The sequence below is a fragment of the Fluviicola chungangensis genome (genome assembly GCF_007558725.1).
In the GTDB taxonomy this organism is placed as follows: Bacteria; Bacteroidota; Bacteroidia; order Flavobacteriales_D; family Crocinitomicaceae; genus Fluviicola; species Fluviicola chungangensis.
Map to the genome: position 1 here is coordinate 56,336 of NZ_VLPL01000008.1, position 23,913 is coordinate 80,248.

General features: G+C 41.2%; 24 protein-coding genes. 12 read left to right on the forward strand and 12 right to left on the reverse strand.

Translation table 11 applies throughout. The annotated features are described in order from the left end of the window. Positions 1 to 4: 4 nt before the first annotated feature. The 7 genes from FO442_RS14935 to FO442_RS14965 form a co-directional block, all read right to left on the reverse strand. Positions 5 to 646 carry an O-methyltransferase gene (locus tag FO442_RS14935; RefSeq protein ID WP_144334014.1) on the reverse strand — a complete coding sequence of 214 codons (642 nt, stop codon included), beginning with the start codon at positions 644 to 646 and terminating at the stop codon, positions 5 to 7. A gap of 1 nt (position 647) precedes the next feature. Next, the gene (locus FO442_RS14940; RefSeq protein WP_246073864.1) at positions 648 to 1,097 is read right to left on the reverse strand and encodes a DUF1569 domain-containing protein; all 450 of its coding nucleotides are present in this window, start codon (positions 1,095 to 1,097) and stop codon (positions 648 to 650) included. A gap of 9 nt (positions 1,098 to 1,106) precedes the next feature. Next, positions 1,107 to 1,961 carry a hypothetical protein gene (locus FO442_RS14945; protein ID WP_144334016.1) on the reverse strand — a complete coding sequence of 285 codons (855 nt, stop codon included), beginning with the start codon at positions 1,959 to 1,961 and terminating at the stop codon, positions 1,107 to 1,109. 99 nt (positions 1,962 to 2,060) lie between these two features. Continuing rightward, complete coding sequence (locus tag FO442_RS14950; protein ID WP_144334017.1) at positions 2,061 to 2,396, reverse strand: 7(1) septoil knot domain-containing protein; 336 nt, start codon at positions 2,394 to 2,396, stop codon at positions 2,061 to 2,063. An 81-nt stretch (positions 2,397 to 2,477) separates the two neighbouring features. Continuing rightward, a complete protein-coding gene (gene abc-f / locus FO442_RS14955; protein ID WP_144334018.1) occupies positions 2,478 to 4,064 on the reverse strand; it encodes a ribosomal protection-like ABC-F family protein in 1,587 nt (528 codons plus the stop codon). A 147-nt stretch (positions 4,065 to 4,211) separates the two neighbouring features. After that, on the reverse strand, positions 4,212 to 5,744 hold the full coding sequence (locus FO442_RS14960; protein WP_144334019.1) for a carbon-nitrogen hydrolase family protein: 1,533 nt from the start codon (positions 5,742 to 5,744) through the stop codon (positions 4,212 to 4,214). Positions 5,745 to 5,863: 119 nt separating this feature from the next. Beyond that, a complete protein-coding gene (locus tag FO442_RS14965; RefSeq protein WP_144334020.1) occupies positions 5,864 to 6,436 on the reverse strand; it encodes a hypothetical protein in 573 nt (190 codons plus the stop codon). A gap of 231 nt (positions 6,437 to 6,667) precedes the next feature. Between FO442_RS14965 and FO442_RS14970 the strand changes: the two genes are divergently transcribed. Then, the gene (locus tag FO442_RS14970) at positions 6,668 to 6,901 is read left to right on the forward strand and encodes a hypothetical protein (RefSeq protein ID WP_144334021.1); all 234 of its coding nucleotides are present in this window, start codon (positions 6,668 to 6,670) and stop codon (positions 6,899 to 6,901) included. Between the two features lie 226 nt (positions 6,902 to 7,127). Here the strand turns inward: FO442_RS14970 and FO442_RS14975 are convergent, their stop codons facing one another. After that, positions 7,128 to 7,526: a hypothetical protein gene (locus tag FO442_RS14975; protein WP_144334022.1), complete on the reverse strand. Its 399-nt coding sequence runs from the start codon at positions 7,524 to 7,526 to the stop codon at positions 7,128 to 7,130. Positions 7,527 to 7,839: 313 nt separating this feature from the next. Between FO442_RS14975 and FO442_RS14980 the strand changes: the two genes are divergently transcribed. The 5 genes from FO442_RS14980 to FO442_RS15000 all read left to right on the forward strand — a co-directional run bounded on the left by FO442_RS14980 (position 7,840) and on the right by FO442_RS15000 (position 12,350). Further along, a complete protein-coding gene (locus FO442_RS14980; protein WP_144334023.1) occupies positions 7,840 to 8,370 on the forward strand; it encodes an RNA polymerase sigma factor in 531 nt (176 codons plus the stop codon). A 3-nt stretch (positions 8,371 to 8,373) separates the two neighbouring features. Continuing rightward, positions 8,374 to 9,330, forward strand: coding sequence for a hypothetical protein (locus tag FO442_RS14985; RefSeq protein WP_144334024.1), 957 nt, complete (start codon positions 8,374 to 8,376; stop codon positions 9,328 to 9,330). A gap of 60 nt (positions 9,331 to 9,390) precedes the next feature. After that, entirely contained in the window at positions 9,391 to 10,419 is a 1,029-nt protein-coding gene (locus FO442_RS14990) for a transglutaminase domain-containing protein (RefSeq protein ID WP_186280161.1), read from the forward strand. A 97-nt stretch (positions 10,420 to 10,516) separates the two neighbouring features. Then, the gene (locus tag FO442_RS14995) at positions 10,517 to 11,620 is read left to right on the forward strand and encodes a DEAD/DEAH box helicase (protein WP_144334026.1); all 1,104 of its coding nucleotides are present in this window, start codon (positions 10,517 to 10,519) and stop codon (positions 11,618 to 11,620) included. A 37-nt stretch (positions 11,621 to 11,657) separates the two neighbouring features. Next, entirely contained in the window at positions 11,658 to 12,350 is a 693-nt protein-coding gene (locus FO442_RS15000) for a Crp/Fnr family transcriptional regulator (protein WP_144334027.1), read from the forward strand. On the opposite strand, the gene FO442_RS15005 is transcribed toward FO442_RS15000, so the two are convergent. Further along, complete coding sequence (locus tag FO442_RS15005; RefSeq protein ID WP_144334028.1) at positions 12,347 to 14,320, reverse strand: hypothetical protein; 1,974 nt, start codon at positions 14,318 to 14,320, stop codon at positions 12,347 to 12,349. The genes FO442_RS15000 and FO442_RS15005 overlap by 4 nt on opposite strands. Positions 14,321 to 14,527: 207 nt before the next feature. Then, a complete protein-coding gene (locus FO442_RS15010) occupies positions 14,528 to 14,758 on the reverse strand; it encodes a hypothetical protein (protein ID WP_144334029.1) in 231 nt (76 codons plus the stop codon). Positions 14,759 to 14,829: 71 nt separating this feature from the next. Here FO442_RS15010 and pepT point away from each other — a divergent pair, with 71 nt between their 5' ends. From pepT to FO442_RS15030, 4 genes are all read left to right on the forward strand, one after another. Then, positions 14,830 to 16,077, forward strand: a complete 1,248-nt coding sequence (gene pepT / locus FO442_RS15015) for a peptidase T (RefSeq protein ID WP_144334030.1) — start codon at positions 14,830 to 14,832, stop codon at positions 16,075 to 16,077. A 9-nt stretch (positions 16,078 to 16,086) separates the two neighbouring features. After that, the gene (locus FO442_RS15020) at positions 16,087 to 17,253 is read left to right on the forward strand and encodes an aminotransferase class V-fold PLP-dependent enzyme (protein ID WP_144334031.1); all 1,167 of its coding nucleotides are present in this window, start codon (positions 16,087 to 16,089) and stop codon (positions 17,251 to 17,253) included. A 68-nt stretch (positions 17,254 to 17,321) separates the two neighbouring features. Continuing rightward, a complete protein-coding gene (locus FO442_RS15025) occupies positions 17,322 to 18,044 on the forward strand; it encodes a YoaK family protein (protein ID WP_144334032.1) in 723 nt (240 codons plus the stop codon). Between the two features lie 24 nt (positions 18,045 to 18,068). After that, the gene (locus FO442_RS15030; RefSeq protein WP_144334033.1) at positions 18,069 to 18,608 is read left to right on the forward strand and encodes a shikimate kinase; all 540 of its coding nucleotides are present in this window, start codon (positions 18,069 to 18,071) and stop codon (positions 18,606 to 18,608) included. Here FO442_RS15030 and FO442_RS15035 read toward each other — a convergent pair whose 3' ends face one another. Continuing rightward, positions 18,609 to 19,211 (reverse strand): hypothetical protein, encoded by a 603-nt coding sequence (locus tag FO442_RS15035; RefSeq protein WP_144334034.1) that lies wholly within the window; start codon positions 19,209 to 19,211, stop codon positions 18,609 to 18,611. Between the two features lie 26 nt (positions 19,212 to 19,237). Here FO442_RS15035 and FO442_RS15040 point away from each other — a divergent pair, with 26 nt between their 5' ends. After that, positions 19,238 to 19,921, forward strand: a complete 684-nt coding sequence (locus tag FO442_RS15040) for a transglutaminase-like domain-containing protein (RefSeq protein ID WP_144334035.1) — start codon at positions 19,238 to 19,240, stop codon at positions 19,919 to 19,921. Between the two features lie 130 nt (positions 19,922 to 20,051). On the opposite strand, the gene FO442_RS15045 is transcribed toward FO442_RS15040, so the two are convergent. Beyond that, positions 20,052 to 21,932: a SpoIIE family protein phosphatase gene (locus FO442_RS15045; RefSeq protein WP_144334036.1), complete on the reverse strand. Its 1,881-nt coding sequence runs from the start codon at positions 21,930 to 21,932 to the stop codon at positions 20,052 to 20,054. Positions 21,933 to 22,056: 124 nt separating this feature from the next. Between FO442_RS15045 and FO442_RS15050 the strand changes: the two genes are divergently transcribed. Then, positions 22,057 to 23,838, forward strand: coding sequence for a M61 family metallopeptidase (locus FO442_RS15050; RefSeq protein ID WP_144334037.1), 1,782 nt, complete (start codon positions 22,057 to 22,059; stop codon positions 23,836 to 23,838). The last annotated feature ends 75 nt before the right edge of the window (positions 23,839 to 23,913 follow it).

Genomic DNA, 23,913 nt, shown 5'->3' on the forward strand with positions numbered 1-23,913 from the left:
TGGCTCATTTTTTCCGGGCGATCATAATCCCGTCCCGGATCGGAAGTAAAATATTCTCTACCCGTGTATCATGCTGGATCAGTTCATTGAACGCTTTCAGCAACTGGGTATCTTTATCGATCTTTCCTTCGGTTTGTAAGACTTTCCCGGACCACAATACATTATCGGAGAAAATATATCCTCCGGGTTTTACTTTATCGAAAACCAGGTTATAGTAATGGATATAGTTCATTTTGTCCGCATCAATAAATACCAGGTCGAATTGCTCGTTCATCGTTGGGATTTCTTCCATGGCATTGCAAATGCGGTAATCTATTTTAGAACCGTATTCGCTTTCGGCAATATAGGAACGCACGAAATCTTCCAATTGTGCATTGATGTCCAGCGTAATGATTTTGCCGTTTTCGGTCAATCCTTCGGCCATACAAAGTGCCGAATAACCGGTGTATGTTCCGATTTCCAGGATGCGTTCCGGACGGATCATCTTTGACAGCATACTCAGTAAACGTCCCTGGAAATGCCCGCTCAGCATACGTGGCTGTAAAATGTTTACATGTGTGTCCCGGTTCAGCTTTGCCAGTAAAGCCGATTCTGCTGTGGTGTGGGCACAACAATAATCATCCAGTGCCTGATCGATAAATTCCATATTATACTCCGAATTGCTGTAAATGATGGTCGAGGTGCTTGTACATTCCCAATCCCCATTGTTCTTTGGTGATCTTCCCGAAGAAAGCATGCGGTGCGGAAGTACATTTTTCCATTCCGCCTTCCTGGAAAGCTACCAAATGATCAATCAACTCCTGCTTTGCTTTTTCAAAATCGGATGTGTTGGTAATGATAAAATCTTTGTGGGTAGGACCGTTCTTGGGGATGGGCTTCTCGTTGTAGAAGGATTTTTTCATCAGGCTTCCCAATACATAACTCAGGAAAATGCGTTTCAGTTCCTTTTGACCACGTGCCACTTTCATGGTTTCGCTGCAATGGTCCAGCATTTGTGTCGCATTCATTTTTCCCCAAAGCGGTTGCTTATCTGCCTGGATTTGATTGATTCGTTCAATGCTTTTATCCAAAGCCTGTTTCGAAAAAAGAGTTTTCATAATCATAACTTAACCTTTCATGTATTCCCAATCTTTAATTTCACGAAACTTTGCAAAGTCCGCTTTTGCTTTCGGATGCCACAAAGTTGATTCAGGTGAAACGGAGGGAACTTCATCCAAAAGTAAATCTTTTCGGATATAAATCTGGTTCATTCCCAAATCATTTGCTCCCACAAGGCGGTAACCTTTCTTTTCGGCCAGGTTATTCATTGCAATAACACTTGCCCCGTGGTAGATCGGATGTTTTCCCGGATACATATAATGCGGGTCGTAGGGAACGACAATATTTTCCAAACCAAACTCGGTATGGGTTTCAATTACAACCACTTTGGGCTGAACAACCGTCAGTGCATCCCAAACCCAGTAGTCGTTTCCGTCAATGTCAATGGAAAGTAATTCAATTTCTCCGGAAAGTCCTGCTTTTGAAATCAGTTCATTGATGTTTTCCCGTTGAATGATCGCTTGAATATACGTTGGTTTTGGATGATAGGGAGTTGGAATGTTAGAATAGAACTTTTCTCCGCGACGGATCAGTTTCGGATCACCTTCAAAAAACAATCCGGACCACCCGAAATGGATCGCCAGGTTACTGCAGTTGCTGTTGATTCCGTCGTTGGAACCGATCTCAATAAAGGTCTTACTTCCTTCTCCGATCAGTGAAAACAGGAAAAGTAAGAGTCCGTCTTCCTCGAATTGAGAAAAAACCTTGAACCCGGTCGTGTGAAATGCAGGAACCTGTTTATTCTTTTGCGCAAGCTGATACTGCTGCATTAACGCGCGTTGTCCGATCCCCACGGAAGGATGCAGTTTATCGCGATGTATGCGTTTGCTGAAATAATACTTAACCAGGTTCTTGAGCCACATGCCACGAAGTTAATTGATTTTTTGAAAGACTTAAGACCATAGGCAGAAGACTATAGACGGAATTTGTCTTTAGTCTCTTGTCTTGGGGTCCTTAGTCCTCTAGTACATGAGTTGCTTCTTACTGTTGTTTTTCCATCCTGCCTGACTTTCATAATCTACAAAAAAGATTTTCAAATCTGCCTGGCTCTCATACTGTACGAAAAAGATGGATTTTTTCGCCTGGCTTTCGTAATCCACAAAAAACCATTTTCCATCATTGTCTCCCGCCTGTGAAGCATATTTTACTTTGTAAACTTTCAGGTCCGCCTGGGATTCATAATTCACGACAAATACTTTTACATCTGCCTGCGATTCGTAATTAACCGAATAAACTGTTTGTGAAAATGCCTGGCTGGCGCCAAAGAATAAGATACCAAATAGGAGTAGTGCTTTCATAATTGTTTTTATAAATAGTTCAAAATGCTCAATGTGTTCAAAAATAGCTTAATAGTTTGAACTATTTGAGCCTTTTTGAACTTACAAATTGATCCTTTGATCAATTTGGATTTGTTCCAGAAAAATTTCATCGTGCGAAACTACAAGGATTGTGCCGTGATACTGATTGATCGCAGCCGTAAGTATTTCACTGTTTTGGATGTCAAGGTTATTTGTTGGTTCGTCCAATATCAGCATATCAGGGGCTGCTGTTGAAATTGTCAGGCAGCACAAAAGCAAACGCATGCGTTCTCCGCCGCTCAGGTTGCTGCACGATTTATCCCAGGTTTCCTGACCGAAAAGAAAACGGTTCAAACGGATTTTTACTTCGTGTTCCAGTAAAGAAGTCGTATTGAATTCCAGGGCCTGCTCATAAACTGTTTTTGAAGGATCAATCAGGGAATAATCCTGGTCGATGTAAACAATAGTACTTCCTGTTCGTTGAATGCTGCCGCTTTCGGGTTGAAGTTCGCCCAAAATGACTTTCAACAGGCTTGTTTTCCCGGAGCCATTTGATCCATGAATTGCAATTCGTTCACCGCTGTTGATTTGGATACTTAAAGGCCTTTCCCATAAGTTGGTTTTTCCATAACTAACATTCAGATCATTCGCTTTGAATAACACTTTCCCTTTGTGAAGACCGGATTCCTGGAAACCAAACTGCATCTGATCCAGTCCTGATAATTTGGAACGCACTTGTTGCAGATCACCTGAAAGCCCTTCAATCTTATCGGAATGCATGCTTTTAACCTTCGCTGTACTATTCTCAGCGTTGTTTCTCATTGTGTTCATCATGATACGAGCCACACCGGCTTTATCTTGTTTCTTTTTCCCGCGCGAATCCAGCTTCTGCTGTCGTTCCAGGGTTTCGCGCTCTTTTTCTTTGGCTTTTTTTAAACTTTTTTCCGCGTGCTGTAATTCACTCTGAAGGGCTTGTTGTTCGATGGCTTTCTGTTCGGTGTAGAATTCGTAATTGCCCCCATAAGTCCTGATTCCGGATTGTGACAGTTCGTACATGGTGTCCAGTAACTGAAGCAGTTTTCGGTCGTGGCTCACAACAAGAAGGGTGGAAGACGTAGTTCGAATAAAGTCATACAGCAATGATCTGCCTGCCAGGTCCAAATGATTGGTCGGCTCGTCCATCAGGATTAATTCCGGTTGATGGATCGATATTCCTGCCAGGAAAACCTTCGTTTTTTGCCCGCCGCTGAGTGATTCCAGTTTTTGCTCCAAATCCAGCTCAAGCAGCTGCCATTGTCGTAGTGCAGATTCACAGCGCTCTTCGATGGCCCAGTCGTCGTTGAGTATTTCCAGGTTTTCATCGGAAACATTTCCCTGCAGTATTTGGTTGAGCGCTCTCAGTTTTTCGGCGATCTGTAATGCTTCAGCAATTGTAAGATCATTGTATTGCCCGAATTGCTGGGGGACATAATACGGTTCCGACTCCACAGACAATTGTCCGGAAGCCGGTCGGAGTTTCCCTGCGATTAATTTTAACAGGGTAGATTTGCCCGATCCATTATTTCCAATGATGGCAGTTTTGTAATGAGTTTGGACAGCCAGGTTGAGATTTTCAAACAACCGGTCCTTATTGGGATGTTGATAAGCTATTTGTTGAAGAAGAACCATGATTTCTTTCTGTTAGATGAACAAATCGGGTAAACAGCTCTTGGTTTACCATCCTGTTTAGAAAGAAATTGTTTTTTACATGGAGGAATTTTTAATTCAACACAAAATTAATTATCAAGTATTAATTATCAAAATCATCATTGATAATTACTCCCTCCGTTTCTTCTTCTTCAAATCATAAATATCTGTTCTTCGATCCTTGAGATTTCGCACTGACCCGAATTGGTTCAACTCGCGCAAAAGCGTGATATCCACATCGGCGATCAGGATCATTTCCGTATTCGGTGTTGCTTCCGCTTTAATGCCGTTGGAAGGAAAAGCGAAATCACACGGTGTAAACACGATCGATTGGGAATATTGAATATCCATATTATGCACATTCGGCAGGTTTCCCACACTTCCCGCAATGGCTACATAGCATTCGTTCTCAATTGCTCGCGCCTGCGCGCAGTTACGCACGCGGGAATACCCGTTTTGTGTATCCGTCAGGAAAGGAACAAATAAGATATCCATTCCGTCAGCGGCCAATAAACGGCTCAATTCCGGGAATTCCACATCGTAACAGATCAAAATTCCGATTTTCCCGCAATCCGTGTCAAAGACCTGCAAATGATTTCCACCTTCCATTCCCCATATTTTCACTTCGTCGGGAGTCACATGGATCTTCTCAAAACTTTCAATCCGTCCATCGCGATGACACAAATAACCGACATTGAACAGGCGGTCATTCTGCATTTCAGGCATACTTCCGGTAATGATATTGATGTTGTAGCTAATGGCCAGTTTGGAAAATTGCTGAACAACTTCGTGGGTGTATTTCGCCAATTCACGAATCGCCTGCGGCTCCGATAAATGGTTGTTCTCAGCCATTAAAGGGGCATTAAAGAACTCAGGGAAAAGAGCAAAATCAGAGCGGTAACCCGAAACAGCATCCACGAAATATTCTGCCTGCTGCATCAGTTCGTCCAGGTTGGAGTAAGGGCGCATTTGCCATTGGATCAACCCCAAACGGACGACTGTTTTAATGGCACTTGGTGCTTCGCTTTTTACTTCGTAATACAAATTATCCCATTCCAGCAATACTGCATAATCTTTTGACAGCGAATCGCCTTCCAGGTAGTTCTTCAGGATTTTGGACGGGTGAAAATCATTCGACATCTGGAAATCCAGCACCGGATCGTGAATCTCCTTGCGTTTCACCTTTTCAATGTACTCACGTGGAGTCATTTCCTTCGCATAATGATGGTAGTTCGGGATCCGCCCACCGAAAGCAATACCTTTGAGATTCAATTTTTCACACAATTCCTTGCGGTAATCATACAAACGCCTTCCGAGTCTTAACCCGCGAAATTCCTTTTTAATGAATACATCAATCCCATAAAGGATATTCCCGTCCGGGCGATGCGTTTTGAACGTATAATTTCCCGTGATCTGTTTATACGTATGCAAATGCTCGTATTTCGAGGATTCTACGATAATGGAAAGTGCTACTCCTGCGATCTGGCCGTTGACCTTAATGGCAACCTGGCCCTCAGGAAACTGATTAATCAGCGTTTCCACCTGTTTCCTGGTCCAGTAAGGATTCGCCAAGCCGGTATAGGATTCTACCATCGCCTCTTTCAGCGCCTCATAATCAGAAATACTGAGATACGTGAGTTCAATATTGTCAACATCTTCCATTCAGTCAGTTTTTTTTGAAGATACCTAAAAATAGAAGATTCCGAGCGTTCGTTGGGAGAGAATTAAGGAAATTTTAGGATTTTAAGACTTTAAGATGTTAGGACCTCAAGATTGAGAATCTATTTAATTAATTCCAGTTCCTTCAGGCGGTTTTGTTCTGTGGTTCTCATAAATTCTGAGATAGAATAATTATTCTGATACCAGTATCGCAGTATTTTTTTTAGATGGTTCATTTGTTCCTCGTTTGAAATAAGAACTTTGAACTTTTGGTTGTTTATTATAATTTCGCTGATTCCGCTTCTGGCAAAATCTTTTCTAATAAAATGAAATCCTTTACCACGAATACTGTTGTAATTTAGTGTTAGAGCAATTTCCGGGAATCCCATTTGTTCTATTTGATCGTTTCTTTCAATTCGGATTTGATCTTTGTCAAGGATAAAACTTCCAATGTTTAGGTAATCATACTTGAAATAATATTTTACAATTATAATCATATAGGAAATTAGACTTAATGCCATGAGACAAACGAAATAAAGGAAAAACCATTGATTGGTTTTCGCTTTGAAAAAAGGTAAAATGAAAAAGGTGGGAATGGCAAGGAGTAAAAAAGTAAATCCGAACACTTTAGCATAGGTAAAGTGATTGAGAAAAGAACTTTTTTCTTCGACTAGTTCAAGTGTCAATTGACTCATTTGTCTAAAATATCTGAATTGTCTTCTTTCGCAACTTTAGTACGGTACTTCAAAACCATCCATACCAACATAAATACAAAAGAATACCTCATTCCGGTAATGAAAAATTTGAAATTTAGAATTTTGGAGGTGATGATTTTAGGATTATCATTTACGATGAAAACGAAATAGAATATGAATTGATAAATTATAGAAAGTAGAATATAGAAGGAGGAAAATAAAATGACTCTTATGATAACTGTTTTGAATCTGAAATCAGGTATTTTGGAAGTTGAAAGCCCTGTTCCTACTGCGCATAAGAAAATAATCAGACCTTCTGATCCTATATTAAAAGGCACGTATTCCCAATCAAAAATAATGGATAAGGATCTCGTTTTGAAATTTGTGATGATCAAATCTGCAACCGCATTTAGAATAAGTATGAAACCTACTGAAACAAAAGCTAATTTATACCAGGAAACGTAGTTGTAGGGTTGGGAGTTCATAGAATTCATTTGATACTGAGTTGTTTGACTGAATATTGTTTCCAAAAATAAGTAATCAATCCATATTAGCTGTCATCCCCATAAATCATCAGGTAGGTACAATCTCAACTTCTTAATTTTCTATTTTCAATTTTTCGTCGGAAAATTTTGGGTTATTCATAGATGTTTTTAAGGATTAAGTAAGTTCTTTTTTTGCTGACATATTTTTACCGAATGAATATATAGAAGATCGCAGCAACCGGAAAAACAAATATACTGATGAGTTTATTGCTTAGCGTGTCTTTATTATTCAAAACACCCACAATCAGAATAATGTAACTCAGAACCAATCCATAGAATAAGTAAAGGGTGGACCAGGCAAAACCTTCACTGTCATGGATTCCGCCGGAGTAATTTCGGATCAGGTAATCATTGAGAATAATCCCAACTATGATTGCGGTACTTTTTAGGATCAAATTCAATTTCGAACCAAATACAATGATGATGGAAATCACAGCTAAAATTAAAGGAGTAAGCGTAATTCCGTTAGGAGGAAAATAATGCCCGATACATCCATTTATAAGAACGACCGCTCCGGCAGCTACTAATAAAATATTGTCTTTCAAGTTAATGGTGTTCGGGATTCAGAACTAAATTAACCAACCTGCCAAAACAAGTTCTCCTTTTAGTATTTATTAAGAATATAATTAGGAGAAAATGGTCTTTGTTATTCCAAGAATCATTGCGTGAGGGGAGAAGGTCTTCATTACCGAACTTGAAATTGTAAAATCGAAGTGAAAATCAATGAGCCTCCGCATTATTTTTCATTTGAATGGAGACTAAAAGCATTTTTTTCCTACTTTTTTTGCTTTGGAAAAAAGTAGGAAGATAATATTGTTTACCTTTTCGTTTTCTCAACATTAGCTTCAAAACACCTCCATGATTGGAACCGCAAATATGCAACACGAACTGAAACAGCTCTACCGGAAATGGCCGGATATCCGCCGTTACCTGAAGACATTGGGCTGTGATTCGGTAGGTGCAGAAGATATTTTCCAGGAAGCCCTGCTGATCTACATACGTAAACACGAATCTTCGGAATTCGAACTGACGGTTGAACCCTTTTTCTATGTGCGGAACACCTGTAAATTGTTGTGGTACAACCAGGCTCGGAAGGAGCAAAAACAACTTTCAACCGAATTACATGAAAACATCGAAGCAGCGGAAGAGGTGTGGTTTGAAAAAGAAATGAAAATCAGGGAAGTCGAATCGACCCTGGAGAAATTGGGAGCTCAATGCCAGGAATTGCTCCAATTGTTTTACGGATTAGGATGGAACATGGTAGATATTGCCAAAAAAATAGGCTTGCGTAACGACAAAGTGGCCAAAGCACAAAAATACCGGTGCCTGCAGAAAGCAAAGGAAATGATACAGGAACACGAACAACTGGTTGAACCGATCAAAGCATAACTCATGGAAACAAATTGGAATCAGCTCATTGAACGTTACCTGCAAAACGAATTGTCAGAAGAGGGGAAAAATGCTTTTGAACAGGAATTGCAGTTCAATCCGGAATTGCGCGAAGAACTGGAGATGCATCAACTTATTCAATCTGCTGCAAAACGCGCTTCACAGCGAAATATGATCCGGCAGACAGGTAAAATGTACCTGCGAAATCTGCGTATCAAACAATTCGCCGTGGGAGTGGTGGTCACCACGTTGACAGCAGCCGGAATTGTTTATTGGATCCAAACGAAACACAAATCGAATACATCACTAACTGAAAATGTGAGCGCGAATTCAGAGGTACACGCCAGTGAACGGAATCGCAGCGCAGTCCGTATCGACAATCAACCGAACCAGTCAGGAGGTAAAAGTTCTCTTATTCAACCTACTGATTGGCAGATGGCTAAAGAAACGGATTTCCGCTCGAAGACCACTTTAACGGGCTTGAAATCTGCTCATTCCGATTTTCCACAGGAAGTAAACGGCAATGCGGTTGTAAAAGGACAGGGAACAGGTTCCTCCGGAGACTCCCTTCCGGCTCCCAAACCTACTGTGGCGATTCTGGGGTATACAAATGATAAATTGAAAGGAGAAGTGATCGAAACAAAGGTTCTCAACGGTGCAATGGACAAAAATCTGCTGTGGATACAAAAGTACGACAGCGTTGGGAAGTTTAATGATTTGTACTGCGGGTATGCACTGGTTATGGACAAAGCGAAATTCGGTTTTGTAGACCCGGAAGGAAAGATCTTTATCCCGATCAAATACGATCAGATCGTGGTAACAACCAACATCAAGTCTTCCAAACAAAAGAACAAGCGCCAGAAAAAGAAAGTGCTTTATATTCCCAAACGTTCCGGAAAAGATGTCAAAGACTGTGAGGAAGCCAATGGGAAGATTTCCAACGAATGGATAGCTTATTGAAGAAACTAGTTTAACAGATCGGAATAATTGTAAATTTACAGAACCGAAGAATTTAGTGTCTTGAAGAAAAACCTGTTGATTTGTTTGTTTCTTTTGACAGTATCACTACTGCATGGGCAGGATAAAGTGCTCATTTCGCCCGTTGAGGTAATCGATACGGCCAGGTTGAATAAAATTGCCGGACTCGCAGCAAAAGAAGAGCGATCCCTGAAAAAAGTGGTCCGTTTGATGCAAGATTCCTGCAAAACGGAATTGGAACGTGTATATACGATCTATACCTATATTGCAGGATACTACAAATACGATCTGAACCGCTTGAAACTCATTTACAAAAGGGAAATCAAACGGGAGTTGTATCTATCCGAAGTGATCAAAAAGAAAAAGGGAGTCTGTGGTGACTTTTCCAATCTGTTTGCAACACTCTGTGACAGCCTTGATATCGGATGTTACCGTGTTTCAGGGTATTCCCGCAACTTCAATCTTTTTCATCCTGTGCGGAAAAATTACTACAACCATTCCTGGAATGTGGTTCGTGTAGATGGAAACTGGTACCTGTTGGACGTGACTTTCGGAATGCAGCATTTTACCAAAAAAAAGTTTGATAAAGAGCGGATCGACTATGAATTCCTGTTTACAGACCCCATCACATTCGGGATCCGTCATCTTCCGGCAGATCCCGGTTTTCAATTGGTCACCCGCCAAAGATCATATACCGATTTTCGATACCACCACTTTTTATGGCGCATTTCAAATACGCAGGAAACTCCTCCCGGCGACAGTATCCTCAACAAACGGCTGGCGAAAGACTGGAAGGACCAATTACTGGAAGAAGCCTTTGCCGCTCAGGCATTCAATAAAAAAGTAAAGGGTGCCGGCTTGAAATTGCTTGAAGTACGTATCAATAAAGTATTGGATAAGAAAACGAAACGAAAACAGTTACTCAAAAAACAAGATTATGAAGATGCCATTTACCTGTATCAGGGACTTCAGCATAATCTGATCGAAAATAAAGGGAAGAAAAAATACATCAGGTATACCACTTATCGAATTCTGAAATTGAAACAGGAGCGGGATAAATTGAAGAAATAAATGGATAGATTTCAGGATCTTGAGACTTCAGGATGTTACTGGGTCCTAATATCTTCAAATCTTGAAGTCTTACAGTCCATTTTGCTAACTTTGCACCATGAAAACGAATTCACCGATTAATCCGAAGCTTTTAAGCCGTTTAGCGGAATTGGGATTTACAAACCCAACTCCCATCCAGGAACATGCATGGAAGTATTTGATCGAAAAACACCAGGATTATGTGGGGCAGGCCCATACCGGTTCCGGAAAAACGATTGCTTACGGAGTTCCGTTGCTTCAGCGGATCGATGCAAAAGACAAGGATGTACAGGCAGTTGTGTTGGTGCCCACACGTGAATTGGTCGTTCAAACCACCAAAACCCTGTTCAGGCTTTCTAAGAACCTCGACAAGTTCTTTATTCAGTCCATTGTAAAAGGAGACGATATCGAAGAGCAAAAACGCAACCTTCAACGCCCGACGCAGGTCTTGGTAGCAACTCCGGGAAGATTACTGGAATTGGTTCGTATGAAAGCAGTTTCCCTGCGACGGGTAAAGACCATTGTGCTGGACGAAGCGGATGAATTGTATGCGAAAGGGTTTATGAAGGAAATCGATAAGATTTTGGGTGAAACCAATGATTTCCATAAAAAATGGCTCTTTTCTGCAACCATTCACGGTGAATTGACCAAGTGGATCAAACAAACACTGCACATGGACGCACCTAAAGCAGTGATCGCCACCAAAGAAGTCATGAACCCGCGTATTGAACACCAATATGTGGAATGTCAGAAAGAAGATAAACCGATGTTGCTGCTCGAATTCCTCAGCACCATGAAAAAAGGCCGTGGAATTATTTTTTGCAGAACAAAAGGAGATGTGGAGCATGTAGCACGTTTCCTGAGAACACATGAAAAGAAAGTAACCGAGATTTACGGAGAAATGTTCCCGAAAGAACGTGAAAAAGCCATGCGCATGTTTTCCCAGGAGCATACCCAGTACCTGGTTGCCTCGGATATTGCTGCACGTGGAATGGATTTCCCGGATTTGGCTTTCGTAGTTCACTACCAGTTACCGGATGATCCGGATTATTACACACATCGAAGCGGACGAACTGCCAGGGCAGGGAAGCATGGAATTTCACTGAGTTTGGTTGAATCGGTAGAACGTAAAAAACTCCGGTATATCCAGGATTTGCTGCATGTGGATTTTATTCAATTGTAAGGATGGATTTTAAATCCTAGATTTGTAGACGAAACCAATGGAAAAATCGCACAAACATGTTAATTGCCAGGACTGCGCCGTGAGGTCGAACAGCCTTTTCGGGCATTTCACCGCAGAGGAGATCGGCGATTTGGATCAGCATAAAAGCTGTTCGTTCTATAAGAAAAATCAAACCATTTTTGTAGAGGGAAGTTTTCCGAGAGGAGTTTTTTGCCTCAATCGCGGAAAAGCGAAAGTCTATGCTCTTGGAGATGAAGGAAAAGAGCAGATCGTTCACATTGCAAAAGCCGGGGAAGTAATCGGTTTTCGAGCGATGCTAAGCGGGGAACCGTATAAATTATCAGCCTCAACACTTGAGGATTCCAATATCTGTTTTGTTTCAAAAGACGATTTCCTGAACATGCTCGATAATATCCCGAGTCTGCGGAATTCACTGATCCAGGAATTGTCGAAGGAGTTGGGAGAACGCGCTATTTTCATTACAAACCTGGCACAGAAAACAGTACGTGAGCGCTTGGCTTATTCGCTGATCATTCTTTCCGATGTATATGGAGAAGAACCGATCAACCTTTCCCGTGAAGACCTGGCCAATTTCGTTGGAACAGCTACGGAAACACTGATCCGTTTGTTAAAAGAGCTCAAAGAAGACGGCTATATCGATACACAAACGCGCAAAATCTTTATTCTTAAAAGGGAAGAACTGCTTCAGCTGGCAGGCGGACATCGTTAGTAAGACAGCATTTCCGACTTCATAAGCTCTAATTTATCGTATGTCCAGCTCAGGTTCCGAATGTTAAGGGGATTGTCACATAAAGAATGGATCTTTTTTTTCAATGCATCTGCCACCTTCTTCTGTAGCACTGTTTCTTCAATAGGATTTTCCGTACCTGAATGTTTCCTTTTGAACCCGATATAGCTCGAATAAACACAGCTTAATATTTCCATATCATCGTTGGAAAGAATTCCCTGTTCATCAATGGAAGCAATTAATTTCAATGCTTTCGGAGCATAGCTGTCCAGGAACTGCGCGGCTTTTTTCGGAACCATATGAATTAAAGAACCGGTATAAAGTTCTATTAATCCAATATCGGAAGATTCCAATATTGTTTTAAAAGGAAGCTGCTTCAGAAATAATTCAAAAGCAGGTTGATTTGCTTTAATTTCTTCTTCAGGTAGCAGGATCCAGTCATAACAAATGGGATAGAGTGTTCCTCTTTCCACATCGCTTGATGTGGACGAATGAGTTTGGATCGGATGTTTTTGAAGCCTTTCCAGGAGTCTTTGATTGGATTCTTTATCCCAATTCGAGGCGTTCATAACCGGGCCCAATTCGTAAACCAAGTCTCGTTTTACCAAATAGTCTTTCAGGTTGTTCTCGGCAAATACATTGGGGGATGTGGTGTAAAAACGACGTTCTGGATTGGAACTGATCAAATCCAGCATGGCAAGTTCTACGCCGCTCAGGTAGCCTTTATCTGCCGTAAAATCAATAGTCGTTCCCTGGATGTTCAGTATCAGTTTCTCCGAGATTTGGAGCATGTTTTCCTGGTAATAATTATTTTTTGAATCTGGTTCCGGATTATTCATTCGCAATTGAGCCAGCCAATCAGAATAATTTAGTGCAACGTCCGGTCCGTGAGTAAGAAGGAGGTAATTTTGGGAATAAAAATCATACTCTTTTGGCTTCAGGGAAGATTTGATTGGAGTGATGTGTTTGATATAATCAAAGTACCATGCGATTTGAAGAAGGGAATGATTAATGACCAACACATCTGTTCTGTAATGCAATTGATCCTGCACGTACCATAACGGGAAAGTATCCGAGTCTCCAGAAGTCATCAGTACACCGTTTTGTGTGCAATTATCAAGTAGCTGTTTGGCATAGGCAATTGCATCAGCGTTATAGTTGACTTTCTTAAGGATTTGTGTTGCTGCATCATCTTCCCGAACGGATTTCAGAAGCATATAATTGTTCATGCAGTCGTGACTGATCTTTAGGTTGATATCGTCGAATAGCATGGTTTTGTAATTCGGGTCCTTGCTTTTGATCTTTTGGTAACAGGCAAGGCTTTGTGCGGATAAACGGTTAAAGGAAGCAATGCGGTCTGCGGCAATTTTCCCGTACATCGGGTCGTTCAGGTCTTTCGTTGCGTCTATTTCGTTCCCGAATTGGTTCGGATGGATATAATCACACGCTTCTGCTGAATAGGCTCTTGCAAGCATTTCAATTTCCTTGTTGGACAGGTCTTCGCGGTCTTCCATTAGTTTTACCAGTTCTTTGGTGTAATTGGGATAGCCGTATAAATAGTTCAATTCGAAACTCTTGGCGGAATTCCGAATGTGTTTCAGTCCATTTTGGTAAGTCCCCCTTCTGAAATCAAAATCCAGGTACTTGTCGATTTCCAGATTGAGGTGTTTTTTTGTATTTGCGTCCCAGGCTTTTATAAATATGGGGTCTTGTATTTTACCATTGTTATACGGAATAATCTTCAGGTAGTAGCCGTCTGCTTTCTTAGCCAGCCCGAATTGACAATCCTTTCCTGGAGCCTCGATCTGTCTGTTGACGTGGGTGTATATTTCTTCAAAAGAAGGGAATTTTGTCTCACGTAACTGGTTCAGCATTTCCAAGGAAGCGCTTTGACAGCTGGTAGTAAAGACAATAATAACAAAGCCAAACAACAGTTGAAAAGTTGGTTTCATGGATCTGATTTTTGCTAAAGATAACAATTAAGCATAAGCTCCAATTGTTCGTTTTCGATAGTGTTTGCTTCTCTTTTTTTTTCTTCTTGGGTTTAAACAGACTTTTTTTATCACCCGAAGCGGCCATGCTTATTTCTGTCAGGTCATTCGGAATTTGTTCATCTGCCTGAACGGGTGAGATTGTAAAACCCAAGAAAGATGCTGCTGTCAGGAAACGAAACAAAAAGGCTTTTCTCCAGTGGAATACCGGTCTTGCTTCCAATTGCTCATTCCGGTAGATCCCGCGATTTTTTGTCCTTTATAAGCCAGTATTTCAGGCTCAGTTGCCTGGGTAAAATCAATCACTTTTTTAGAACATCCCTTGCAGAAATAACAATTTGCGCCTGTTTTTTGGAGTTGGTTCATGCTTACAGGGCACGGATCATTGATTTGTAACATAGGTTATAGTTTTCAACAATTATAATGGATACTTGTATAAACTCCTAATTTTAGGAAAAAATTGCAATCACATGAAAAATGCCCCTTATTCGGTAGAAGAGCGTTTTGTGCGCTATGTTCAGATCGACACTACCGCAGATCCGGATTCCTCTTCGTTTCCTTCCAGTGAAAAACAAAAAGACCTTTCCCGTTTATTGGTGAAAGAATTGAAAGCATTGGGAATTGAAGATGCAGAAGCAGATCAATGGGGGTATGTTTATGCTACAATTCCTGCGACTTCTTCCAAAGAGAATATCCCGACGATCTGTTTCTGTTCGCACATGGATACGGCTCCTGACTGTTCGGGAACCAATGTAAAACCAATCATTCACCGCAACTATACGGGAGCTCCGATCATTCTTCCGGATGATTCGACACAGGTGATTACAACCGAAAAGCATGCTTACCTGAAAGAGAAAATAGGAGATGATTTGATTACTGCTTCCGGTTTGACCTTATTGGGTGCGGACGATAAAGCGGGAGTAGCGATCATCATGGATTTGGCAGAGCAATTGATGAGAAAGAAAGAGATTCCTCATGGAAAAATCCGCATACTCTTCACTCCCGATGAAGAAGTTGGAAGAGGGGTGGAGCAGCTGGATATGGAAAGATTGGGAGCTGATTTCGGATATACGCTGGATTCAGGAGAACTGGGAGCAATTGAAGATGAATCGTTTTCGGCAGACGCAATGACTTTTGTGATTTCAGGAGTAAGTGCTCATCCGGGGTATGCAAAAGGAAAGATGGTACACGCGATGAAAGTTGCAAGTGCATTCATTGATGCATTGCCAAAGGATGAGTGGTCACCCGAAAGCACCAAAGATCGGGAGGGATTCGTTCATCCGACTGCTATTTCAGGTGGTTTGGAAGAAGTGACAGTCAGTTTCATTATCCGCGATCACATCACTGCGAAACTGGAGGAATACGAAACCCGCCTGGAAGAAATACTGAAAGAGGTTATCGCCCGTTTTCCGGGAGCAAGCTATACATCTAAGGTGACCGAGCAGTATCGTAACATGAAGGAGATCATCAAAGAGGTTCCTTTTGTGACCGATTATGCCATTGAAGCGATGAAAAATGCAGGGATTACTCCAAAACCAACAATTATTCGCGGGGGAACAGACGGATCTCGCATGTCATTCATGGGCTTGCCTTGTCCGAACATCTTCACCGGTGAAATGGCCATTCACAGCCGTCACGAATACGTCAGTGTCCAGGATATGCAAAAAGCAGTGGATACGCTGGTGGAACTGGTTCAGATCTGGGAAAAGCATTCATGAGTTCAGAATATGATGTATAATGATTTAAAAGAAGCGTTTTTGCTCCGGGAAGACGTCACATTTTTGAACTTCGGATCATTCGGAGCGACTCCCAAGCCGATTTTTGAATCGTACCAGCGTTTCCAGCGCGAATTGGAATACGAACCCGTACAGTTTATCATCAATAAAGGCCCGGAATACCTGAAGGAAAGCAGGGAACGGCTCGGAGAATACCTGTTTTCTCATCCGGATAACCTGGTTTATGTGCCAAATCCTACGTATGCGGTCAACATTGTTGCCAGGTCATTGGATTTGAAAGCCGGTGATGAGGTTTTAAGTACAGATATTGAGTACGGTGCCTGCGACAGAACCTGGGAATTTTATTGCAGAGAAAAAGGTGCGACTTATGTCCGTCAAACCATTTCATTGCCCATTCAATCTAAAGAAGCTTTCCTGGCCGATTTTTGGAAAGGGTTCAGTGAAAAGACACGTTTGGTCTTTATTTCGCAAATAACATCCGCTACGGGCTTGATTTTGCCTATAAAAGAGATTTGTGAGGAAGCGAAACAACGGGGGCTGCTTGTTTTTATTGATGGTGCGCATGTTCCCGGGCATATTTCGTTAAATCTCACCCAATTGGATGCTGATTTTTACACCGGAGCTTGTCATAAATGGATGATGACGCCAAAAGGATCCAGTTTTTTGTATGTGAAACCGGAACACCAGGATGAATTGGACCCGCTGATCATAAGCTGGGGATACCAGGCAGACTATCCGAGCCATTCTCAGTTTTTGGATTATCACCAGTTTAACGGAACGCGGGATTTTTCGGCTTATCTGACCATTCCGGATGCCATTGATTTTATGAAGATGAACGACTGGTGGGGAGTAGCTGAAAGCTGCAGAATACTGGTACGGAAATGGTTGCCCAAATTATGTGATTTGGTTGGTTCGGAACCATTGGCACCTGTTACAGACGAATTTATCGGTCAAATGGGAAGTATTCCTGTCCGATGTGGAAATCCGGTTGAACTGAAACACATTCTTTACAATGAATACAAAATAGAAATCCCGGTAATGGTTCAGAATAACCAGGTGTATATCCGGTATTCGATCAATGCATTTAATTCAGAGGAAGATTTGAACATACTCGAAAAGACATTGAAAGATCTCAAGAAAAGGACATTGATTTTTTAATTGAGGATCAAAATCAGCTATTTTTTTGGTTTTGGCTGTAACGAGGAAACGTATAAAAGAGAAATAACGTGTTTATACATCAGGGTAAAAAAAGAACTGTAAAGCATAATTTGCAAATTGCATCCTTACTTTCTTTTGTCGCCGGGATCGTTAACGTTGCCGGTTTTTTGGCTGTAGCAAAATTGACTACCAATGTCACCGGTCACTTTGCATTCTTTGTAGATGAGCTTTTCAAGTTGAAATTTTGGGAGGGTTTGATCTATTTTCTGTATATATTCTTCTTCTTTCTCGGGTCGTTTTCATCCAGTTTTTTGGTGGAGGTACTTTCGAGGAGAAATGAAAACTATGTTTATATTTTTCCTACCTCGATAGAATGTTTAATCCTGACAATCGTTGCTTTTTCCGGGAACCAATTAATGCTCGAAAATCCCAATGTCATTGCTTTTAGTTTGCTCTTCGCCATGGGATTACAGAATTCGTTAGTCACCAGGATCTCAAATGCTACTGTTCGAACAACTCATTTAACAGGGCTCTTTACTGACTTGGGTATAGAGCTTTCGCAATTATTCTTTTACAAAGAAGACGAAACAAGAATGAAACTGTTTGCATCAGTGAAATTGAGACTAACAATCATCAGCTTCTTTTTCATTGGTGGAATTGTTGGTGGTATTTTCTATTCTTATATTGGGCTCCATGTGTTGTTACTGGGTTCTGTTTCGTTAATACTTGGAATTATCTATGATACGGTCCGCTTGAAAATAAAGTTGCTTCAAAAAAGGCATCATCACTGAAACGAATCCTTAACTTCGTCAATTATGGAATGGCAAAAAGAAAAACACATTTTTCTCATCGGTTTCATGGGAAGTGGTAAGTCAACCGTCGGGGCTTTGTTGGCTGAACGGCTCAAGCTCCCGTTTATAGATTCGGATAAGGAAATTGAAAAGCAACAAGGGAAAACGATCAACGAGATTTTTGCACAATCGGGTGAAGTTGCTTTCCGGGAATTGGAGATGGAGTTTTTAAACCGGTTGAAATCGCAGGAACCTTCGGTTATAGCTGTAGGAGGGGGGCTTCCGTCCATTCCGAGAGCGATTGAACTGATGCATGAATCTGGGCTGGTTATTTATTTGAATACAAGCTTATTGACTTTAATTCAGCGGCTGAAAAATGAAAAGCAGGACAGACCTTTATTGAGGGAATTGAGTGATACGGAATTTCATCCCTTTTTGGAAGCTTTATTGAGTGAGCGGGTCCATTTTTACAAGCAGGCAAAATTAATCATGCCGAATGAGCGAAATTCACCTAATGAATTAGTTTTAAAATTGGAAAAAGAATTAATAAAACTTAATAATTAGTTATTCGAAATCTTCGTCAATCCCAAAGAAATTGGTCTTTTCTCCACGTGCTTCTCTGTTTAGAAAATAGTAATACAAGCTGGAATGTCCGATCAACAGGAAAAAGGCAATTTTATCAAAGGTAGTTGTATCGTGGTACCAATACGAGAATCCTAAAAGGAGCCACATGGAAAGTAGATAGAGTCCGCCGGAAGCCCAAATAAAGTAAATGAACCAGGTATTCTTTCGCCATTGCAGGACCAGCCCGATAAATAAACCCATCCACGAAATGAGCGCGATGTTATAGAATGTGATGAGGTTCTTTTGAAAATCCGTTCCGGTAAACCCCAATGCTTGTCCACGCTGTTCGATGAGTGAATGAACATCCAAACCTTTTTCCTGTTCAATCCACTCTGTGCTTGTAAGAACAACATACCCCAAAATAATCCAGACTAAAAAGATGATCCAAATAATCAATCCCAGGTAGAAACCTATTTGGGTATAGGTGTCAGGAGATTCCTTCCCGAAAATGACGTTGCGTAAGCGGGTCAATATGGGAATGGGACTTTCAAGATGAGCCTCAAATTCTTCGCGAAATGAATGTTTTTTATCGGAATTCGTCACTCAACGAATTTAGTTAATTTCGTACAATGAACGCACAAAATCGTGACTTAAAACAGGAGGAATTCCTGGTCGAAACCTCACAGATGAATTATTCCAGTCCGGAAGTAAGGCAATTCATTCAAACCATTCCTGTTCATTCGCAGCCTCTTAGTCAAGCGATTGCTATCTATGAAACGGTCCGCGATTCGTTTTTGTATGACCCGTACCATCTTGATCTACGTCCGGATTTTTTAAAAGCAAGTGTCATTGTTTTAAAGAAACGTGCCTGGTGTGTTGAAAAAGCCCTTTTGGCCTGTGCTTGTTTTCGTTCGTTTGGTTTTCCTGCCAGGTTGGGTTTTGGAATAGTCAAGAATCACATTGGTGTGGATAAATTGAAAATTTACCTGAAACGGGATGAGATCGTATTTCATGGCTATGTAGAAGTGTACATCGATGGAAAATGGAGTAAATGCACTCCGGCATTCGATCCGCGTATTTGCAAATTAAGTGGTGTTCCCTTACTGGAGTGGAACGGGAAGGAAGATTCCCTTTTTCAAGCCTTTGTAGAAGAAAGTCAATTTATGGAATACCTGCATTTTTATGGTGAATTTGAAGATGTTCCTTTTGAATTGATGCATGCTGAAATGTACAGGTATTATCCCGATTTATTTAATCATCCGGTGGATACGAGGGCTTTTTCGTTTCATTTTGATCCGGTTTATTTGCCATAAAGCTAAAGTGAAAATTCGGGAATTCGAAAATTAGCTTGTTCCCAAAGATACGAACAGATTTCGTGTTAAATCACTGATAATAAGTAATTTATTTTTTTAAAACGTATGATTTAGTTTAAATACAATCCGATTAAACTTCTACCTTTCCGTTCGAAATCGGTACTTCTGTTTTTACATTCCGCACCTTCACAAATTTAGGCTCCAAAATCATAAACGTACAATCATCCGTTTGCTCACCTTCTCCTTTCCAAAACGAGAATTGGTTCATTAATCGATTATACAATACACTTCCGCTTTGATTGGAAGAGCGGGACAATAGGTAACGCAGCTGCTTTTTACCAAACTTTTTGTTCGATTCTTTTCCGAATTGGTCTACCATTCCATCGGTGAAAAAGACCAGTTTGTCATCCTCTTCCAGAATAAGCTCTTGTGACTTGAATTCCAGATGATTCATATATGTGAAGCCAATGGGAACACGTTCTCCGTTTAATTCAATGACTTCGGAGTTTCGTAGAATCCACAAAGGCATTTGAGCTCCGGAAAAAGACAGTTCCCGAGAGCGCTTATCCAAACAGCATATGGCGATATCCATTCCATCCATTCGCTGTTCTTCGTCGGAACTGATTCTTCTGAGGATCGTTTTGCGCAAGGAATCAAGCAATTCATTCGGTTTGCGGATCCCGTCAGCGAACAACTCGTCCAGGGTGTTCATACCCAATACGCTGAGTAAAGCTCCCGGAACGCCGTGTCCGGTGCAATCTGCCAATGCAAACAGGATTTTCTCCGAACCGTTTTCTCTAAATGTCTTCATCCAGTAGAAATCTCCGCCAACGAGATGCTTGGGGGTGTAGTGGATATGAACCTGCTCGAAATGCTGGGCCAGTTGTTTTCGGGATACCAATAGGGATTCCTGCAGTTTTTGAGCATAGCGCAAGCTGTCCATCATTTCGGAATGCTGCTTTTCCAATTGGACGTTCTTCTCATGAAGAGCAGTGGTTCTTCTCAAAACACGGTCTTCCAATAAATGCACGTCCCATTTGATTTTTCGTGCCATTTTCAGGAACTGAATGCTGATTTGTCCGATCTCATTTTTAGGTAACTGATGGGAAATACTTTCATAAGCCTGGTAATTGGATGAAATAAATTCATTCATACTGCGCTGCAACCTGCTAACTTGGATCGTGATGTTGCGGACGATGTAGATACTTCCGATAATCAAAGCAAAGAAGGCAATGCCCGATATGATGTACTGCATGGTTAGTGAATCGTTTGACAGGGCATAGGATTCGCGGATGAATTCTCCTCTGATCCGTCTTAAACTTGCCTGAATATTGAGTATGCTTAAGGACCAGTTTGTATAATGGTTCCTGTTTGGAATAGCAAACAGCAGTTGAATGCGGTTACGAACAGAGTCGAAATACCGGAGGTAACTGGAGAGTTCGGCAGGGCAGTTTCCATTGGCTTGCCAATGTGCGATTTCCCGGTGAAGGGATGCGGCATAATTTTCATCGTTCCGCATAATGTAGTCCTTTTCATGCCTGCGTAAACTCAAAATTTGTTCGTCAAACTGGGGGAATTTTTCTTCCACCCGGTGAATGACCTCGCGCATTTTTCCAATGTATCCGAATTCCTTGAAACCGATTTTGGCGATATCGTTCAAAATGTGGTCCTCAGTCAGCAGAACGTTGTCCAGGGTGACTAAGAGTTCCTTCTCGGTCTTTTTATTAGCTGCAAAGACCTCGTGAAGATTCTGACGAATCAGCTCATGCGTAAAGCTGTTTTTTCTGCGGTATTCCTGTTCGTTCTTTGCAATAGAGTCGTACCAGAAATGCTGATTGGTCAAATGCTCCATCCAATCTTTGTGATCCTGTATTTGGGTTGACAGATTATCCAGTTTTACAAGCAAGGCCTGTTTTTCATGCATTTTCTGATTAAAGTACCAGGACATCGAAGCAAAAATCAACAACACCAAACCAAATCCTCCAAGGACTACCACCAACGATTTTTTCATGCTGCAAAATTCAGCTCTTCCTTTTGCTACAATATAAATCGCGTGTCAAATTGCTGTTAACAAGCATTAGAAAATGATGAATTTCTTTTGAAAGAAGTATATTTGGCTAAATTAAAATCGAGCAATGAAATCAGCATTACTTATCGTATCACTTAGCCTGGCAGGAATGATCAATGCGCAAAAGATCCAATATGCGCTGCGAATGACAAAACCTCAGAATCATTATTTTGAAGTAGAAATGGAAATTTCCGAATTCAAAGCGGGTGATCTGACCGTTAAAATGCCCGTTTGGGCTCCCGGTTCTTACCTGGTAAGAGAATTTTCAAAAAATGTGAACCTGGTTCGTGCTTTTGATGAGAAAGGGGAAGCTTTAAAAGTGGGTAAAACTTCGAAAAATGCCTGGAAGATCACTACCGGTAAAGCGAAAAAAGTACGTGTTCAATACGAGGTTTATGCATTCGAGTTGTCTGTAAGAACAAGCTTTTTGGATTTGACACATGGATTTGTTTCAAGTTCAGGAGTTTTCTGTTATTTGGACGGACACAAAGACAAAAGCGGAACGGTGACGGTTTATCCTCATGCGGATTTTAAGGTGATCACAACACCATTGGAAAAGACTGCTGAACAGAAGTCGGGTGAAAGATCGGAAACCTTTCAGTTTCCCAATTACGATGTATTGGTAGATTCTCCGTTCGAGATCGGAAACCAGGAAGTGTTTGACTTTACAGTTGGTGAAACAAAACACAAAGTTGCTATTTTCGGTTCAGGGAACTTTGATATGGATGAATTGAAAGTCGATATGTCGCGAATTGTTCAATCGGAAAATGAAGTCTTTGGCGGCAAAAACCCCAATAAAAACTACACCTTCATCATTCACAATGTGGTGAACGGACAAGGAGGTCTGGAGCATGCCAATTCCTGTGTTCTAAGTGTAAACCGCTGGACATATGGTGGAGCTTACAAAGACTTTTTATCCCTGGTTGCACACGAATATTTCCATTTATGGAATGTAAAGCGCATTCGTCCCATCCAATTAGGTCCATTCAATTACGACGAAGAAAATTATACTTCTTTACTTTGGGTAATGGAAGGTTTTACATCGTATTACGATGAATTGCTGCTTGTAAGGGCTGGGTATTACACCAAAGAGGAATACCTGAGAAAATTACAGGGAACATTGAATTACGTGGAGGGTTCGGTTGGCTCACGGGTTCAACCGGTTGCGCACGCCAGCTACGATGCCTGGATCAAAGGATATCGTCCAAATGAAAACAGTGCAAATACCACAATGACTTATTACTCAAGAGGAGCAATTCTGGGAGCCTACCTGGATGCGGTCATTATTGATAAATTTAACGGGACCAAGTGTCTGGACCATTTCATGCAATACTTATACGAAGAGTTTTATATAAAGAAAAATCGGGGATTCACGGAAATTGAATTTCAGGATGCACTTGAAAAATTCCTGGGACAGGACATGGATTACTTCTTTGACAAGTATGTGAATGGTACGGAAATACCTAATTACAAAGAAGTCTTCGGAAAAATTGGAGTCGATGTGACATATACCGGCAAACCCACAACTTCTTTCGGAGCAGCATTATCTCAGGAAGGAGGAAACTGTATCGTAAAAGGAATTCGTGCAGGAAGTGCTGCTGAGAGTGCCGGTTTGAGCGTTGGAGATGAAATTATCGCTGCAGATGGTATGCGGGTAGATAACAGTGCAGTTGAAAGTTATGTTGGAAGTTTGGGAGAAGGAGAAACGTGTAAATTGCTAATTGCGCGGGATGAAGTAATCCTGGAGCTGACGGTTCAAATGACACTTTATGAAAGACCGTCATTCAAATTGGAGCCCAATGGAACAGCAAAGAGTAAATTCGATTATTGGTTAAGAACAACGAATTAATTCAATAAAGAATAGCAGGAGCGGGGCATTCGGAAGAGTGTTCCGTTTTTAATTTTTACCGCAAAGGCCGCGGAG

Bases quoted from the DNA above. Each gene is read 5' to 3' on its own strand.
- FO442_RS14935 (WP_144334014.1), bottom strand. From the start codon at position 646: ATGGAATTTATCGATCAGGCACTGGATGATTATTGTTGTGCCCACACC.
- FO442_RS14940 (WP_246073864.1), bottom strand. From the start codon at position 1,097: ATGAAAACTCTTTTTTCGAAACAGGCTTTGGATAAAAGCATTGAACGA.
- FO442_RS14945 (WP_144334016.1), bottom strand. From the start codon at position 1,961: ATGTGGCTCAAGAACCTGGTTAAGTATTATTTCAGCAAACGCATACAT.
- FO442_RS14950 (WP_144334017.1), bottom strand. From the start codon at position 2,396: ATGAAAGCACTACTCCTATTTGGTATCTTATTCTTTGGCGCCAGCCAG.
- abc-f (WP_144334018.1), bottom strand. From the start codon at position 4,064: ATGGTTCTTCTTCAACAAATAGCTTATCAACATCCCAATAAGGACCGG.
- FO442_RS14960 (WP_144334019.1), bottom strand. From the start codon at position 5,744: ATGGAAGATGTTGACAATATTGAACTCACGTATCTCAGTATTTCTGAT.
- FO442_RS14965 (WP_144334020.1), bottom strand. From the start codon at position 6,436: ATGAGTCAATTGACACTTGAACTAGTCGAAGAAAAAAGTTCTTTTCTC.
- FO442_RS14970 (WP_144334021.1), top strand. From the start codon at position 6,668: ATGATAACTGTTTTGAATCTGAAATCAGGTATTTTGGAAGTTGAAAGC.
- FO442_RS14980 (WP_144334023.1), top strand. From the start codon at position 7,840: ATGATTGGAACCGCAAATATGCAACACGAACTGAAACAGCTCTACCGG.
- FO442_RS14985 (WP_144334024.1), top strand. From the start codon at position 8,374: ATGGAAACAAATTGGAATCAGCTCATTGAACGTTACCTGCAAAACGAA.
- FO442_RS14995 (WP_144334026.1), top strand. From the start codon at position 10,517: ATGAAAACGAATTCACCGATTAATCCGAAGCTTTTAAGCCGTTTAGCG.
- FO442_RS15000 (WP_144334027.1), top strand. From the start codon at position 11,658: ATGGAAAAATCGCACAAACATGTTAATTGCCAGGACTGCGCCGTGAGG.
- FO442_RS15005 (WP_144334028.1), bottom strand. From the start codon at position 14,320: ATGAAACCAACTTTTCAACTGTTGTTTGGCTTTGTTATTATTGTCTTT.
- FO442_RS15010 (WP_144334029.1), bottom strand. From the start codon at position 14,758: ATGTTACAAATCAATGATCCGTGCCCTGTAAGCATGAACCAACTCCAA.
- pepT (WP_144334030.1), top strand. From the start codon at position 14,830: ATGAAAAATGCCCCTTATTCGGTAGAAGAGCGTTTTGTGCGCTATGTT.
- FO442_RS15020 (WP_144334031.1), top strand. From the start codon at position 16,087: ATGATGTATAATGATTTAAAAGAAGCGTTTTTGCTCCGGGAAGACGTC.
- FO442_RS15030 (WP_144334033.1), top strand. From the start codon at position 18,069: ATGGAATGGCAAAAAGAAAAACACATTTTTCTCATCGGTTTCATGGGA.
- FO442_RS15040 (WP_144334035.1), top strand. From the start codon at position 19,238: ATGAACGCACAAAATCGTGACTTAAAACAGGAGGAATTCCTGGTCGAA.
- FO442_RS15045 (WP_144334036.1), bottom strand. From the start codon at position 21,932: ATGAAAAAATCGTTGGTGGTAGTCCTTGGAGGATTTGGTTTGGTGTTG.
- FO442_RS15050 (WP_144334037.1), top strand. From the start codon at position 22,057: ATGAAATCAGCATTACTTATCGTATCACTTAGCCTGGCAGGAATGATC.